At 65.8% G+C, this 14,912-nt stretch carries 12 protein-coding genes; 10 read left to right on the forward strand and 2 right to left on the reverse strand.

The window, feature by feature from the left end:
* Positions 1-1,115: 1,115 nt before the first annotated feature.
* The 6 genes from O7611_RS09615 to O7611_RS09640 all read left to right on the forward strand — a co-directional run bounded on the left by O7611_RS09615 (position 1,116) and on the right by O7611_RS09640 (position 9,574).
* Positions 1,116-1,532 (forward strand): hypothetical protein, encoded by a 417-nt coding sequence (locus O7611_RS09615; protein WP_269696591.1) that lies wholly within the window; start codon positions 1,116-1,118, stop codon positions 1,530-1,532.
* A gap of 248 nt (positions 1,533-1,780) precedes the next feature.
* The gene (locus O7611_RS09620; RefSeq protein WP_269696592.1) at positions 1,781-2,968 is read left to right on the forward strand and encodes a relaxase; all 1,188 of its coding nucleotides are present in this window, start codon (positions 1,781-1,783) and stop codon (positions 2,966-2,968) included.
* Between the two features lie 19 nt (positions 2,969-2,987).
* Entirely contained in the window at positions 2,988-4,124 is a 1,137-nt protein-coding gene (locus O7611_RS09625) for a hypothetical protein (protein ID WP_269696593.1), read from the forward strand.
* The gene (locus O7611_RS09630) at positions 4,121-4,630 is read left to right on the forward strand and encodes a DUF4913 domain-containing protein (protein WP_269696594.1); all 510 of its coding nucleotides are present in this window, start codon (positions 4,121-4,123) and stop codon (positions 4,628-4,630) included. Before O7611_RS09625 ends, O7611_RS09630 begins: the two co-directional genes overlap by 4 nt.
* A 216-nt stretch (positions 4,631-4,846) precedes the next feature.
* The gene (locus O7611_RS09635) at positions 4,847-5,401 is read left to right on the forward strand and encodes a hypothetical protein (protein WP_269696595.1); all 555 of its coding nucleotides are present in this window, start codon (positions 4,847-4,849) and stop codon (positions 5,399-5,401) included.
* A 54-nt stretch (positions 5,402-5,455) separates the two neighbouring features.
* Complete coding sequence (locus O7611_RS09640) at positions 5,456-9,574, forward strand: glycosyltransferase (RefSeq protein ID WP_269696596.1); 4,119 nt, start codon at positions 5,456-5,458, stop codon at positions 9,572-9,574.
* Here the strand turns inward: O7611_RS09640 and O7611_RS09645 are convergent.
* On the reverse strand, positions 9,564-9,827 hold the full coding sequence (locus O7611_RS09645; protein ID WP_269696597.1) for a hypothetical protein: 264 nt from the start codon (positions 9,825-9,827) through the stop codon (positions 9,564-9,566). The genes O7611_RS09640 and O7611_RS09645 overlap by 11 nt on opposite strands.
* A 184-nt stretch (positions 9,828-10,011) precedes the next feature.
* Here O7611_RS09645 and O7611_RS09650 point away from each other — a divergent pair, with 184 nt between their 5' ends.
* The 4 genes from O7611_RS09650 to O7611_RS09660 all read left to right on the forward strand — a co-directional run bounded on the left by O7611_RS09650 (position 10,012) and on the right by O7611_RS09660 (position 13,277).
* A complete protein-coding gene (locus O7611_RS09650) occupies positions 10,012-10,602 on the forward strand; it encodes a response regulator transcription factor (RefSeq protein ID WP_269696598.1) in 591 nt (196 codons plus the stop codon).
* A 563-nt stretch (positions 10,603-11,165) separates the two neighbouring features.
* On the forward strand, positions 11,166-12,401 hold the full coding sequence (locus O7611_RS09655) for a nucleoside-triphosphatase (RefSeq protein ID WP_269696599.1): 1,236 nt from the start codon (positions 11,166-11,168) through the stop codon (positions 12,399-12,401).
* Positions 12,398-13,012, forward strand: coding sequence for a GTP cyclohydrolase II RibA (gene ribA, locus O7611_RS31985; RefSeq protein ID WP_442929332.1), 615 nt, complete (start codon positions 12,398-12,400; stop codon positions 13,010-13,012). The genes O7611_RS09655 and ribA overlap by 4 nt, the downstream gene beginning before the upstream one ends.
* Before the next feature lie 28 nt (positions 13,013-13,040).
* The gene (locus tag O7611_RS09660) at positions 13,041-13,277 is read left to right on the forward strand and encodes a hypothetical protein (RefSeq protein WP_269696600.1); all 237 of its coding nucleotides are present in this window, start codon (positions 13,041-13,043) and stop codon (positions 13,275-13,277) included.
* A 504-nt stretch (positions 13,278-13,781) separates the two neighbouring features.
* Here the strand turns inward: O7611_RS09660 and O7611_RS09665 are convergent.
* Positions 13,782-14,885 carry a toprim domain-containing protein gene (locus O7611_RS09665; RefSeq protein ID WP_269696601.1) on the reverse strand — a complete coding sequence of 368 codons (1,104 nt, stop codon included), beginning with the start codon at positions 14,883-14,885 and terminating at the stop codon, positions 13,782-13,784.
* Between the last annotated feature and the right edge of the window lie 27 nt (positions 14,886-14,912).

The raw sequence follows: 14,912 nt of genomic DNA on the forward strand, positions 1-14,912 counted from the left end.
GTCTACGGCGACCAGGTCGGCACGGGTGAGTTCCCGAATCCTGTTGAGCGGTTGGGCATAGAGCAGTAGCAGGACGGCCGCGGCCCGCGCCGGTGTTGCAACCGGCGGACCGATCGCAGGTCCATGCTCTACTCGTCGACCATCTGCGGTACCCATTGCCACGGGTAGCTGCCCGCATGGTCAGAGAAGGCTCGAATCACCCGCAGCCGCGACGCGATTGTCACCAGAGACAAATTGCGAGCTGCTTGCTGATCGTGCCAGCCATCCGACATCGATGTGCACGCATGCTCTTCCGGCCGTAGTAGGGCGACGCCTGAGGCTAGTTGGAGGGCGGCGGCGCCTTTGACTGTCACGCTGCGTGTAACGCGTGAGGCCCGCATCAGATGCGGGATTTCCGCGTTCGATGCGAGATGCCTGTAGAGCCGCAGTTCAGCGCCTTCCTCGATCAGGGGTAAGACGCTGTTCTTCGATGAGGTTTGCCGTCACTTTGTTGCCGGCGGCGAGCGTTGTCAGCTCGACTAACCGGTGCTCGAGGCGCGCGCTAACGCTCGCGTAATCGCATCTGATCGAACAGGCGATGGTTGGAGGAACAGACGGTGGTTGGAGCAAGATATGGCCATTGCTTATCGATCTGCAACCGGGCGCGGTCGCAGATCGGCAATGGAGACAGGTCCGCGCCTGCCGCGCCGGCCCCGTATGGACGTTCGGTTGAGTGCGGTCAGGTACGGACGAACGGGACCAGTCTCCGGCCCACGCCCAGGCGTAGCGTGACGAACGGCGGTGGGGTGGAGCCGCAGGATTACACCTGCTACCGCGCCGCTTCCGCTCCTCGCCGCTGCGCGGCTGCGGTGCGGGTCGGCTTGCTCTCGAATGACTACCGCAGCGCCCGCCGGCGACCGCAACGACGCCAGCAGGTCGGGCAGGCGCCCGCTTGGCCTTCCCGGACCAGAACGGCAGACCGCGCCCGAACTGGTCTATACCCCAGCGTCGTCGGTTGGTACACGGATGGACCCCACTCAGGCATACGTGACCGAGACCTTGTACGCCGACAAACCGGCGCTGGTAGCCCCGGACGCTCACTTGCCGGCAGCGCCCGGGGCACACAGTGGCGGGTGATGGAGAACGATCAGCCCGCCCCACCCCGGAAGGCCCGGCACCGTGCCCACCATCGACCGGCCCGCCCGCACGCGATGCTGCTCCGACTATCGGACGAGGAAAAGGCTGCGATCGACGCGGCAGCCGCAGCCGCGGACCTGACCCCAACGGGATACGCGGCCAAGGCGGCCGTCGCCGCCGCGACCGTCGGCCAAGCTCCCAGCGACGCGATCGGTGACCTGCGAGACCTGCAGCACGAGCTGTTCGCCGCTCGTCGCGCTGTGGCGATGTTCGGCAACAACGTCAACCAGGCAGCCGCTGCCTTCAACGCCACCGGCCAGCTCCCGGACTGGGCCACCGACGCCGTTCGACTGTGCGCTGCAGCGGTGGTCCGGCTCGACGAGGTGATTGCCCTGATCCACCGGAGACTGCGGTGATTACTCGCGTGCACCGACGTGGCTCGCGGGTCGGCGGACTGCTGCGCTATCTCTGGGGCCCGGGCAAAGCGGAGGAGCACACCAGCCCCCACCTTGTAGCCGCATGGGACGGCGCGGGACTGCTGCTGGGTCTGGAGCCAAAGGTCACCGCTAGCGGTAGGCGAGACCTCCGGGCGCTGACCGCGCTACTCGAGCAACCGGTCCGCGCCGGCTACCGACCGCCGAACAAGTTCGTCTGGCACGCCAGCATGCGCCTCGCACCCGAGGACCGGCACCGCACCATCAGCGACTCGACGTGGGCGGGTATGGCGGTGCAGATGCTCACCGAGGTTGGGATCGCCACCGCCGCTACTGATCCGGGCCTGCGCTGGATCGCGATGCGGCACGCTGATGACCACATGCACATCGTCGCCACGTTGGTGCGCGAGGACGGGCGAACCAACTGGATGCGCAACGACTACCCGCGCTGTGTCGAGGCCACCTACAACGTTGCTCGCCGCTACAACCTGCACCGCCGGGTCCCGCCGGCGGACCGGACCGCCCACCGCCGTCCCCACCCGGTGGAGGTCAGCAAGGCCCGCCGCACCGGCCGCACCCAGACCCCTCGCGACGAACTGCGTCGGCGAGTACGTAGGGCCGTGGCCGCAGCCGCCTCGGAGGAGGAGTTCTTCACCCGGCTCCGGGAGGCAGGGGTGCTGGTCCGACTCCGACGCAGCAGCACCGACGCCCAGCAGGTCACCGGGTACGCGGTGGCGCTTCCCGGCGCCCGGACCGCCGTCGGACAACCGGTGTACTTCGGCGGCGGCCGGCTGGCGCCCGACATGACCCTGCCCAAGCTGCGGCTGCGCTGGGGCACCCCGACACCGCAGCAGACGGCACCGACGGTAGGCCGTAGCGAACGCGCCGAGGCGATGTGCCAGGCCGCCAAGGTCGCCACCGCAGCCGCCGACGACATCCGCCGCGCCGCCCGTACCGAACCGGGCCGAGCGCAAGCCACCGCGGTCGCCGCGGCAGATCTGCTCACCAGCCTGGCGCACGCGATGGAGGGTGACCGGCGCGGGCCCCTGCACCGGGCCGCCGAGGTCTTCGACCGGGCAGCCCGCGACCTGTACGGGCGGGTCCGTCGACCCACCGGCCGCGGCCAGGAGATGCGCGCCATGTCGCGGCTGGTAGCGCTGATGGGCCGCATCTCCGGCGACGACGACGCCATCGCCGCGCTCGCGCTGGTGATGGACCTGGCCCGCCTCGCCGACACCCTCGAGCAGCTGCGCACGGCACAGCAGCGTCTCCACCAGGCCGAGACGGCGCGAGCCGCGGCCGATGCGCTGCGGCTGGTAGCGGCTGGCCGGCAACCGGCGGTAACGCTGCCGCTCACTGCCACGCCCACCTCCGAACCGACAGTGGGAGGCGGCCGACGCATGGCGCGCGGCCGCTGAGCAGGCAAGGGAGGTGCACGTGCCGTACCCGCAGCAACACGAGGACCCGATGGCCGACACCCGCCAGCAGTTCTTGCAAGGGCTGGCCACGATGGCAACCGTCGGTGAGGCCGGCGCCCGCTGGGCCGCCGTCGGCATCCAGAACAAGGCAGCCGACCGCGAACGCCAAGCCCACCGCGACCAGGCCGCCGCGGCAGCCCGTCGCGAAGCCGACCGATTGGCCGCCAAGGTACGCGTGGACCGCGATCGGATGGCATCGTCACTCGACGGCGACTGGCTGGTCGATAAGGCCACCTTCGCCGAGGCCGCCGCCGTCTGGCGGACCGCGACGATCCACGCCAGCGCCGACCCGGTCGCCCGGCGGGCAGCGGAGTTCGCCGAGCAACGACTACGCCAGTTCCGCCCCGACCTGATAGCCGCCTACAAGCGCCACCGGCAGGCCGGCAGCGCTATCCCCGAGGCCATGCGCGCCGCCGCCCGGGATGTGTGGGAGAACGACGCTTGCGCGGGCTACCGCCAGCACAGGGCTCGCGCCCACGGCGGAACGCCTGACCGGCAGGGAATCACCCCCGACGGACCCGCCGCCCTGCCGCCGGGTGGCCGTGGGCAGGTCGACGACTTCGACGCCGCTGTCCGGAAGGAGGCCATGACGCTGGCGGAACACGTACGGCCCGAAGCCCTCGACGAGCTACAGCGCCAGTGGCGTGCCGTCGGCAAACTCCCCGCCGGCGAACCCGTGCAGCTCCTCCGCGACCTCGCGGCAGAGATGAGCCAGGCCATCAGGAGCAGCGACTCGTACGGACGGCCCGTCGAAGGCATCCGCCTCGCGCACAGTCACGTGGAGGAGGCCCTGGCTCGCGACCTGCACGGCAGAGCTGCCGTTGAACGCGGTGAAGGAGTCCGCGATGGCGGGACGCTGGACGATCCCCGTACCTTGGCCGACGAGCACGCGACCGGGCAGACGGCGAGCGTGGTTCACGACGACAACGCTGGCCACACCGCCAACATCGCAGCACACCACGCTGAAGTACTCGCAACGCCCGCGTGGACACAGGCTTTCCCCAAGCTTCGCGTCGCCCAGGTCAGCGCGGCAGTCACCGTCAAGCAACCCACGGCGGCGGTTACAGCAGTCCAGACGAGCGGCAGAGCGCGATGACCGCCACCGCCCCCCAACAAGCCGCCAACGACGCTGCAATCCGATTCGATGAGCTCGCCGCGGAGGTGGCGAGAATGACGAAGCAGGTCGCCGACCTCCAGCAGACCCATGCCGAACGTGGCCACGGTGGCGGTGGAGACGGTCAGCAGCCGCTGTACTCAACGGTCGAGGAGTGGGTGAGCACGTATCTGCTGCGAACCTTTCCGCGGCCGGTAGGCGAGGTCGGCATGTCCCGCTGGCACTGGTGCGAGCAGTGGTGGCGCCACGACGAAGCGGTCACCCGCCTGACCGCGCTTTGGTATGGCTGGGAAGAAGCCCGCTTGCAGATGACCGGCATGCTGCTCTGGCTCAGAGAGCTCGACCACCAGTTGCCCATCCTCTACGGCGACGACGGGCCGTTCCGCAACTGTGCTGCAAGCGACGACCTTCGGGTAGCGCGACATCACCCATCGCCGGAGGTGGCAGCCACGCCTGCGCCCGCGGACTGGTGGAGTTGGTGGGACTGAGGTCGCTCGGTCGATGCGAATGGACACCTGTTGGTCGATGCTCCTCGCCCGCCAACCGCAAATCCGGACCTTTCGACGGTCTCGGGCCCTGGCTCAGCTTAGTGAGTCGATTTCTGACAAGCGTTCAGGCCTGTGTTTGTGTCGGGGCATCATGCTAAGTACGGTCACCGACGCGGTCCGAACGGAAGTTGACGTAGACAACCCGGGGAGGTTTGCGTGGCCGACACGAGCTGGGTCCCAGTCGCGAGCGCGGGAGTTGGCGCAGTCATCGCCCTAGCCGGAACGATGGTCGCCGGTGTCCGTGCCGACCGCGCCCAGCGCAGCCGAGACCGGGAATCGGAGCGTCTGGCCACATATGTCGACTTCGCTGCAGCGATCCACGATGCTCATTCTGCCCTGCGCGACGTGGTTCGGACCGTGGCGAACGCCGAAGAGCGGTCGATTGCGGCGGGGCAGGCCCTGCAGGACTCGAAGGTGTATAGCACTCGGGAACGATTGCTGATGTCGGCGACGATCGAGATGGCGAAGGCCAGTGAATCCGTGTTTTTCGCGCTGGTCGCGATCCGGGACGCTGTCCGTTCTGGCACCGAGCTCTCCGGCACCGCATACCACGACGCCTACCACGCGTATGCTGATGCGATCTGGAAATTCCGTATCGCCGCCCGCCAGGAACTGAGCCAGCGCCCGATCGCTCCCGCCGACCTCAACCGGATTAGCTGGTCCGAGAGGGAGGAATGTCCTGTGTGCGGCCGGACCGTCGCGTCGGTCTGACCCCAGTCGGATGGCCGACTCCCATCGGTGGCATTGAGTGACACCATGGTCGTCATGTTGGACGGCACGGCGGGTCCGCCCCTCCGCGTGCTCGCGATTGATCATCACTGGCCTTCCGCACGGGGCGGGGTTGGCACGTTTAACCGTAACCTGTGCATCGCCCTCGCGAACGCTGGCGCCGAGGTGCACTGCCTCGTACTGGCCGCGACCGAGGAGGACCTCGACCACGCGCAGCGAAGTGGGGTCCGGTTGCTGTCTACCCGAGTCCCTGATGGCTCGGAGGGCGAGCGGATGATGCCTCACCCACGGCTTCCGATGAATTTGCCGGTTGACGTGATCATTGGACATGGCCGTGTCTCCGGAAGGTTCGCGCGGGAGTACCGTGCTCACTGGCACAACGCCGTCTACCTGCATTTCGTTCATACCGATCCGGACGAGATGGAGTGGCATCGGGACTCAACTGAGGACCCCCAGGGCCGCCTCGCCGAGCTCAAGTGGGAGCAAGAACTTCGCCTGATGCGGGCGGCCGATGGCGTGCTCGCCGTCGGGCCCCTCCTTCACGAGCGAGCAATGATCGATCTCGAAACGGCCGACGGCGTGGAGGTACGGCCGGTCCAGATCGACCCGGGATTTGACTCGCCGGACGGAAGCGACGTGGGCCGGCAGAGGCCATCGTCGCGGCGCCTCAAGACTCGGATCCTGATTCTCGGGCGGCTCGGTGACGCCGAGATCAAGGGCGTTGACATCGCCGCACGTGCATTTGGGGAGGCGACCCGGATCCTGTCAAAGGACGGCGAAGACCTTGAGCTGACTCTGCTCGGTGTTCAGGACGGTCAGCAGCGCGCGACCCGCCAAGCGGTCCAGGACTGGGCCGGCATCAAAGGGTTGGACATCCGCCTACGGAGGTACACGACCAACAGTAAGTCGGTACAGGACGAGCTCGTTCGCGCCGATCTCGTGCTCATGCCCTCCCGGGCGGAGGGTTTCGGCCTGGCAGGCGTCGAGGCGATCAAGGCCGGGACGCCGGCGCTGGTCAGCAACCGAAGTGGGCTGGCTCGCCTACTACAGCAAGAGGCGCCGGGGATGATCGTGCCGGTGACGAAGGACGCTGCTCAGGATGGGCAGAAGTGGGCGCAAGCGATCGCCCGTGTGCTCCGACAGCCAGCTGAGATACGTCTCCAAGCAGCCGCTGACCTGCGCGATCGTCTGCAATCAACGGTGACCTGGGCGAAGGCAGCGGAACGCGTTCTGGAGACGGCGTCAGTCCTGCTCCGGCCCAACGCACGGAACAGCCCGAACCACGTCGCCGCCTTCATCTGTCATGCCGGCGCGGACGAGTTCGTCGACCGGCTCACCCGGAGCGCAAGGCTCTCACTCGACCATGTAACTCCGTTTCATTGGCCCGAACCCATTTCCACCGAAGCCGCCATAGACAAGATCCTCAACAAGGCCGAGGTCGTCTTGTTCGTCCTGACCGCCGAGAGCGCCCGGCAGAGCGACGCCAATTTCTGCGTCGCGTTCCTGCGGCTCGCTGCCGAACGGAACAAGCCGATCGTGGTGCTGCGACAGCAGTACGGGGCCCGGCCACCGGTCGACCTTCCCGAAAGCCATGAAGTCGATTTCACCGGCAGCTATCGCCGGGGAATCACCGACCTGGCGAGCGCCCTGGACACGATCGGCAGCGCCGGGCAAGCGCCGATCGCTCGGGCGGATCCGGGCCGGCTGCGGACGGGCGCGCCGAATCACGACTTCCTGGTGATCAACGAGATGCCCTCGATCGCCACGGTCGTTTTTCGAGATCGGAAGAGGGAGAGAGAGTTCCTGGCGAACGCCGTGTCCCGTCCGGGCTTCCGGCTGGTGCGGCTTGAGGGCGGAGATGGCATCGGGAAGACCGCCATGCTGCGGACGCTCCGCGATGAACACGTAGACGGCAAGGGTGCGACGGCGCTGCGAGCATTTGTGTACTTCTCCGCTCGCGGATACCGGTGGATTACTGTGCCGACGCTGCTCGAAGACCTAGTGGCGGCAGCTGGTCCGACTGCACCTGCCGACCTCGTCGAAGACGTGCGCGGTAACCCGTGGCGAGTGATTCTGCCCAAGGTGATCGCGGCGCTGGGCAAACGCCCGGTTGCGGTGGTCATTGACGACGCCGACGAGCTCTTTGACGGCAGCGGCGCCTGGCGAGATCGCGACCTTGCCGACCTTCTGCGTGAGCTGGCCGGGCAGGACAACGAGATCAAGGTCGTCATGTCGGTCCGAGGCGCGGAGTCCGGCGGTTCGGACGCCCTTGCCCCCGCGCTGGGTGGCCGTACCGAGCCGGTGAACCTCGACCGCGGGCTTCCTGTCCCGGACGCTAAGTCATTCCTGGGAGGATTGGTTGGCGATGGGACGATACCGGCGGACCGGATCGAGCTGTTGCTCGACCGCACCGGCGGTCATCCACGAGCGCTGGAGTGCGTCGCTGGAATCGTGGTGCGGTACGGCCTGGCCACCCTCGATGCCGCGACCCGCGTGCTTACTGAGCCCTCCCAGGCGTACGCGCAGCTCTTTAAATTCCTGTTTCAGCGCCTGAGCCTCGACGAGCGCAGGGTTGTGCAGGCATTGGCCGTCTTCGGCCGGCAGGTCCCGGCAAGGGCCGTCACCGCGCTGCTCAAAGAGGTGGCACCGGCGTTGGACGCCGAGTCTCTGCTGGGGTCGCTCTCGGCGGCGTTCGTCATTCGCGGCTACGACGAGCATTACTATCTCCCGGCGGCAGAGGCAGAGCTGGCCCTTGCTTCGCTGGTCACCGAGGACGAGGCGGGCTCGCCGAGCGCCCTCACGGTCGAGGCTCTCTGGCGGCGTGGAGTGATGTATTTCGCGTCGCAGCGTTTGCCGGAACCGAAGCGGGCGGAGGACCTCTGGCCCCAGTACGGCGAGGTGGAGCTCTGCCTGCGGTCACGTCGCTGGGAACACGCCCTGCGAGTGATGAACCGAATCGACGACAACTTCCTGACGCGGTGGGGTCAGAGCCACGTCCTCCGATCTTGGCGCGAACAGCTCAGAGGACACCTCAGGCGGCCCGAGCTGGAGGGCATGAACCTTTCGTACCTGGTCGCAGCTCGGCGCCAGTTCGAGGGCCATACCGACGACCTGAGCGACATCAGGGATGCGTTGCAATTCGCCGAGTTGAGCAGCCCACGCAACGTGCCGACCATCACCGTGCAACTGGCCAATGCCCTCGTGGACATGGGCCACACTGCGGATGCCGAGCGGTACTTCCGGCGGGCGACGGTGGACGCGGCCCGCAACGATCTGATGGGCGTGGAGATTAACGCCCGGGCGGGCCGAGCGCGGTGCCTGGTCAAGGCGGGCGCTTTCGACGAGGCCGAGACAGAGCTAGACGAGGCCGCGCTACTCACGCGGGAGTTGACGCCACCCCGATCCCGGGATGGGACGTGGATTCATTTGCTCCGGGCGCGGGCCTGGGTGGCTCGGCAACGCGGCGACTACTGGCTCACCAACCGGCTTCTTCAACGAGCCTTGGACCTGGCTGAGGAGGCCAGCGACGATTTACCCCGCGGTCAGGTGCTGGCCGCGATGGCCACGACCGCGCTGGTGGCGGCACGCCCAGACACGGCCCTAGACCTGGCCGTCGAAGCCGCCGCGATCGGCGTCCGCCTGGACAACCACAGGTTGCTGCGTGAAGCGAATCTGGCCCAGAGCCTGGCGCTCCTTGACACAGCGGATGTCAATGAGGCCGGGAAGGCGGCCGATCGCGGCGCTCGATATGCGAGCAGGCCCGGGGCGCTTGGAATCCTCGGAGTTCAGGGTCTGACCGCGATCCGCCAGCACGACCATGACAAGGCCCGCCAGGTTTTCGGCGAAGCGCTCAATCTCCTCCGTGCCCTCGATGGGCGTGATGTTCGCGGTGATCGGGATTACCAGCTCTGGGACGCCGAGGGGATCGTACGCTGCGGGTTGGCCCTGCTCGGCGATCATCCAATCGATGAAGCCGTCACCGCTTTCGCTGCCGCGCGAGCGATTGCGGCTGAGCCTGGCGTTCTCTCCTACAACGACCTGGTCCTCAGGCAGTTCGGCGATCGCGCCGATCAGACGATGCTGACGCGCGCACATCGGGCTGCGTGCGGCGCCGGCCATGGCGGGTTGAAGGTCGACGGGCACTTCACACCTTGACGAGAAAGCACCGCGGCACAGGTTTCTCACCGTCCGGCCAGCGGACCATCGCGTATCGGCGTCCGTGCCAGGATGTGATTCGGACGATCTGCCCGATTGGCGGGTCGTTGAAGGGGCTCGGGTCGATGAGATTCAGCCGCACCGCTTGGCCCACGACAAGTTCCCCACCCGCAGGGTTGTACTGGCAGTGACCCCACTCGTCGCTGTCGTCGATCCACGGCGTATCCGGCATGCCAAAGTCTTCATCAACCATCATCCAACCCCCGGCAGGGACGCTACGGCCGGTTTCAGCTGCCGGTCTACGACGACTCCGGTGACAGGGGTACGCCACGGCTGGGGTGGTTCATGTCGCACACCGGCCGGCGGAAATGGCCCCTCGACGATGGTGGTGCGAACGTCCCGCGGCGGAAGATCTACGCCGGGAGGCAGCCAGATCGATGAGTGTTCGCGTCGCCGTGGTCGACCCGCTGCCGCTATGCCGCCGCGGTGTCGCCGCCGCGCTGGGGGAGCTCGGCCATGCCGTTGACTCGCCGGACGATGTGGTGCGCTGGTTGGACGACGTAGATCAGGCAGTGGTGCTCGGGCTTTCCCGCGACTTCGGCTGGGACGTCCTTGCCGAGCTGCACGAGCGTCGCCCCGCGCTGCCGATCCTCGTGCTGATCGACAAGCCGGACATCCGGTCGTACGTGCAAGCGGTCAGGGGCGGCGCTGCGAGCGCCGTCGCCCGTACGTGTTCGCCGGCCGAATTGCAGCGAGCATTCGTCGCTCTGCTCGACGGCCAGTCTCTTCTTCCCGTTGACGTCGTTCGGTCACTCGCGACCGACGAGCGTGCCGTCGACATGCCGTCCGAGCAGGAACGATCCTGGCTCCGGCAGCTTGCCGACGGCGGCACGGTGGCAGAGCTCGCGAAGAGCGTCGGCTACTCGGAGCGCATGATGTTCCGGCACCTGCGGGAGCTCTACGGCCGGATGTCCGCTCGCAATCGCACCGAGGCGCTGATGTACGCCCGCGACCGCGGCTGGATCTGAACCAGCTACCGTATGGCATCACCAAGCCTCGGTGAACGCACTCAAATCGACCGATCCGCTCACCCGGCCCGGCGCGCGCGGTCGGCGGCAGATGAGGACACCTGGCCTTCAGATACCGCATCAATCAGCCGACACGAGCCGACGAGCCCGGACAACGCACTCAATGCCGCCGTCGATGTACCAGGATGGCCACCGCTCGAGAACGAGGCCGAATCCATGCTGGCCGGCGGTCACAAGCACGCCTCTCACTCCATCGACACGACCACCCGCCGTCCAGAGGAGGTCAGCCGTGGTTCCAGGCGGCGGCCGCGGACCAGAAAGGCCGGCTAGCGACCAAGTGCGCTGCCTGGCGTGTCCTGCCTCTGGCTTGACGACGTGGTGATGATGGAGCGTGTATGGGGACGACACCGCGCCTGCACCAGCTTGTTTGAGTCGTAATGGGCGTGAACTGGGCACAAGGGGGATCCGTAATGAACAGGCTCCGGACTTCCTGGAAGGCCGCCCGGGATAACCTAGACAGTGCAGTTGCGCTCACACTTGCTGTAGTTGTAAGTATTGGAGGAATGGCCGATGTTGTCGGCAGTGCTGTTGTCACCAACGCCACCCTCGCGACTTTGGCCGTCCTTGCCGTATCGTCCCTGCGTCAGCGCCGGCAGGGTCAAGAAATAAAGCGGTCGCTCACTGAATTCGAGGCGGCGGCCCGTACCGGAAATGGCTGTACTGCGGATAGCTTCTTTGGTCGCGAGCAAAGTGATCTGGCACTACTGGACGAGGCCCGAGAAACGGTCATCCTGGTTCAGGAGACTGGTTCACTTGTGAGCGAGACTGGACGGAAGAGAATCGTCGCGATTCTCCGCTCCGGCGGGTCCCTTACTGCCGTGTTGGCAGCTCCGGACAGTTCTAGCGCTGCACTCCTCGCGCTTCGGAATGCTAACCTAAAGCCGCGAGATATCGAATTCCGCACGTCCGCTTTTATGGCGCAGCTGGCGGATATCGTAAGCGAGTCCGGAGCTACCGGAAACCAGGTCCAGGTCCGCTGGTTGCCCTACCCAGTTGACGCGACGTTCCTGCTCGTCGACTCGAACTCTCCGAATGTCCGATACCGTCGAGGTCTTGTTCGGCTCGCCGGATATCGCGTACCGTTCTCCGACAAACTGGACTTCGTCTTCGATGCCGCAGCATCGCCTCGAACATTTGATCATTATCTGCAAGAGCATCACAGGTTGTTTGTCAACGCCCACAAAGTTATCCTTATCGAAGGGCCGCCACGAGCGGGCAAGACGACGCTCCTGGCGCAATTGGTTGAGCAGTTCAGATCCGACGAGTTTCTGTATTACTTACTAACGCCAGCGCGGATTCGAATCGACTCCGAGACGTCTGAGCGGATCGGCTTCGACCTTAGTAGCACCGACCAACCAACACCTCGAGCTTTCGCAAATCGCCTTGGTCCTCGAAATTATGAGGTAGTTGGGAACGCCCTGACGGAGTCGATGCCTCTCCTTGTAGATGCAGCGAGAAGCGGCAAGGTTGTGGTTCTGGACGAGATCGGCCCACTGCAACTTCAACAACCAGGCTTCCTTGACATGGTCGAAAGGCTAATCGATGAGCCCTCCGTGACACTTTTGGGTGCGATTGGCCAGGAGAGGTCGGCGCAGCTCGACCGACTGCGCAACCACCCGAGGGTCACGGTAGTGCAGCTCGGAGATGGGGATGCGTCGCTTGCTCACATGTCCGAAGAGCTAAGGGGCGCGCTTCGCACTGCACGATACGCGGCAATCAGTCGGGAGGCGAAGGGGTGACTGGTTCGGGTAAGGAATTTGCGGGCTTCAGTGCGACCATACCGACCGCAACGTGGGGAAAGCTCGAGGTCGAAGCTGCATTCTTGAGTGGCGCAGTTGATGGGGACTTGGTTATATGGTTCGGTGAAGGTCGGTCAATGGAGTGGCCTCTAGTTCGAATTCACTCCGAGTGTGTCTTCGGAGAGGTTCTCAGTAGCCTTCTCTGCGACTGCTCCGACCAATTGCTTCTCGCCATGAAACGGTTACGCCAGGAAGGTGGAGCGCTCGTCTATCTACGAATGGACGGGAGAGGCGCTGGACTTGCTGCGAAGGTGGCGGCAACGGCGCTAGAGCTGCAGGGTACAGATACCTGGGATTCCCGAACGGCGATTGGGGTGGAGCCAGAAGGAAGAGACTTTCAACCAGTCGCCAAATACCTTAAGGCAGTCGGCGTCGAGAAGATTCGCCTGCTGACAAACAACCCCGAAAAGGTGATGCACCTTGCGCGACGCGGGCTTACAGTCGAGCGCGAGCCACTTGTTGTGAGTAAACCAAACGAGAATGTCCGTCGATTGTATAAAACAAAGTCCGAGCGCTTTGGCCATCTCATTAATGGGGAATTGGCGGACTAGACATAGAAACAATTCATATGGAGTCGCCATGGTCGCTATTGCCGAGTACGCCGACGCCGTCTACCAGTTCGTGCAAGCACACGCCACCGTCGAGGACGGACGACGCGTCTGCCGCGAGCCTCTCTACCCTTGGCTAATGAAGGCGTTCGACCTGAACCTTTACGAGGTCAAGGGCGTCCGCACCGCCGCAGTCAAAGAACTTCAGCGCCGTGGACTCGTCGAGCGTCCGAATCCCAGAGGCATCCTCCTAATCCTGACCGACTGAGCACCGACCCGGCAGCTACACCTCGCGAAATTCGGCGGGAGCCAGGCGAGGGCGTCGGCGCGACTGCTAGCTCCGCACCTAACCGCGACTGGGTTTGCCGGCTCGCGAAAGAAGCAGCGATGAAGCTCGACGGACCCGGCGCCCGATCGGCCCATGCCGCCGCGTTCTCTAGCGTCTCACCGCAGGTCTTGCTGTAGTGCTCGTCCAGTTATAACCCCAGCCAAACGGAGCCGAGGCATTCCGCGCGGTGGTGGACGACGTGCGGCGCACCGGGAATCGGATCATGTTTGACAACGAATGCGTTCGGATGCCGATCGCGCCGATCCTTGAACTCAACGTCGCGGTCGGAGGAGGTCACTCGCAGAATGGCCGCACGCCTGCACCAGTCACGGCGATAGCGGGCGGTTTCCGTATTATGATTGAGAGCGCTGCTCTCGTCAGATGAGGTCGCCTTCGATCGCTCTGTCTGGGTACTCAAGGTTCCGGTGCCACCTTGAGAGCGAGTTAGGGACGATGCAGCGCTTCTATAAGGTGCGTGAGCGCGGTGATTGCGACGGTGTCGACCCCGACCGCGGTGAGCTCGACGATGCGTCGCCCGACGCGGACCGCCTCATCCGGGCTCGCCGCCTCATACAGCAGCGGCACTAAGGCGCGTACTGCGGCGCACCTACCGTCGATGTCCTCCAGCAAGCGTGGATGCCGCTCGACGAGCCGGGCGAGACGGTGATCCACCAATGCGTTGAGCATCGGCCTTGCTCGTTGCTGCAACGCGGCCCGCAACTGGGCCCTTCCGTTCGGCTGTCGCAAAAGGTCCGCCGGGTCAGCACCGGCAGCGAACTCAGCCACCAGTAACGGCCCGGGCGACCGTGGCTGCCGAAGCAGCTGCCAAGCCCGATCCACTGCTTCACGGCCAGCCGAATCCGCGTCGAAAGCAGCAACAATTCCTTCTGCGGCGCCAGGTAGCTCCCGCAGCATCGCGGCCTGGTGGCAGGTGAGCATGATGCCGCACGGCGCGAGGGCGACCGCGCCCTGCCGGCCCGATCGGGAGTAGGACAGCCACACCGCGAGGACATCCGCAGGCCCTTCCACCAGGACCGGCGTCCACCGCGCGTCGAGGCGATCCTGCTGCTCCGCCACCCCGAACAGCAGCCGTCCCTTGTCGTAGATCGCAGTTCCAGGACTATTGATGTACTTCGGCACCCCGTCACGGGCCGCAGGCCCGGCGCGGCCCAGGAACGCCACCGCGCGCCCGGCCGGATCCCGTACCGGAAACACAATCCGGTCCCTAAACACGTCGGTAAGCCGCCGCGCTCGCACGCACCTCGACAGCCCCGCACCGACCAACTCGTCGTCACTGAAGCCCATGGAACGCAAGTGACGCGTCAGCGAACTCCGGCCAGCTGGGGCGTACCCGACCCGCCACGGCCACTCCCGCTCAACGATTGCACCGAGGCCACGATCGACGAGGTACGCGCGGGGACCGTCAGCGTGGACGAGCTGGTCGTGGTAGTACGTGACCGCGGCTTCGACGGCCGCGATCAGTCGTCCGGGATCGAGCCCGAGTCCGCGTGTCGGGGAGGACGGGGGAGTAAGTCGAGGTTCGCCCATGGACTACCTCCGTTGTCCAAGCTAGCT

The sequence above is a fragment of the Micromonospora sp. WMMC273 genome, from assembly GCF_027460285.1.
GTDB lineage: Bacteria > Actinomycetota > Actinomycetes > Mycobacteriales > Micromonosporaceae > Micromonospora > Micromonospora aurantiaca.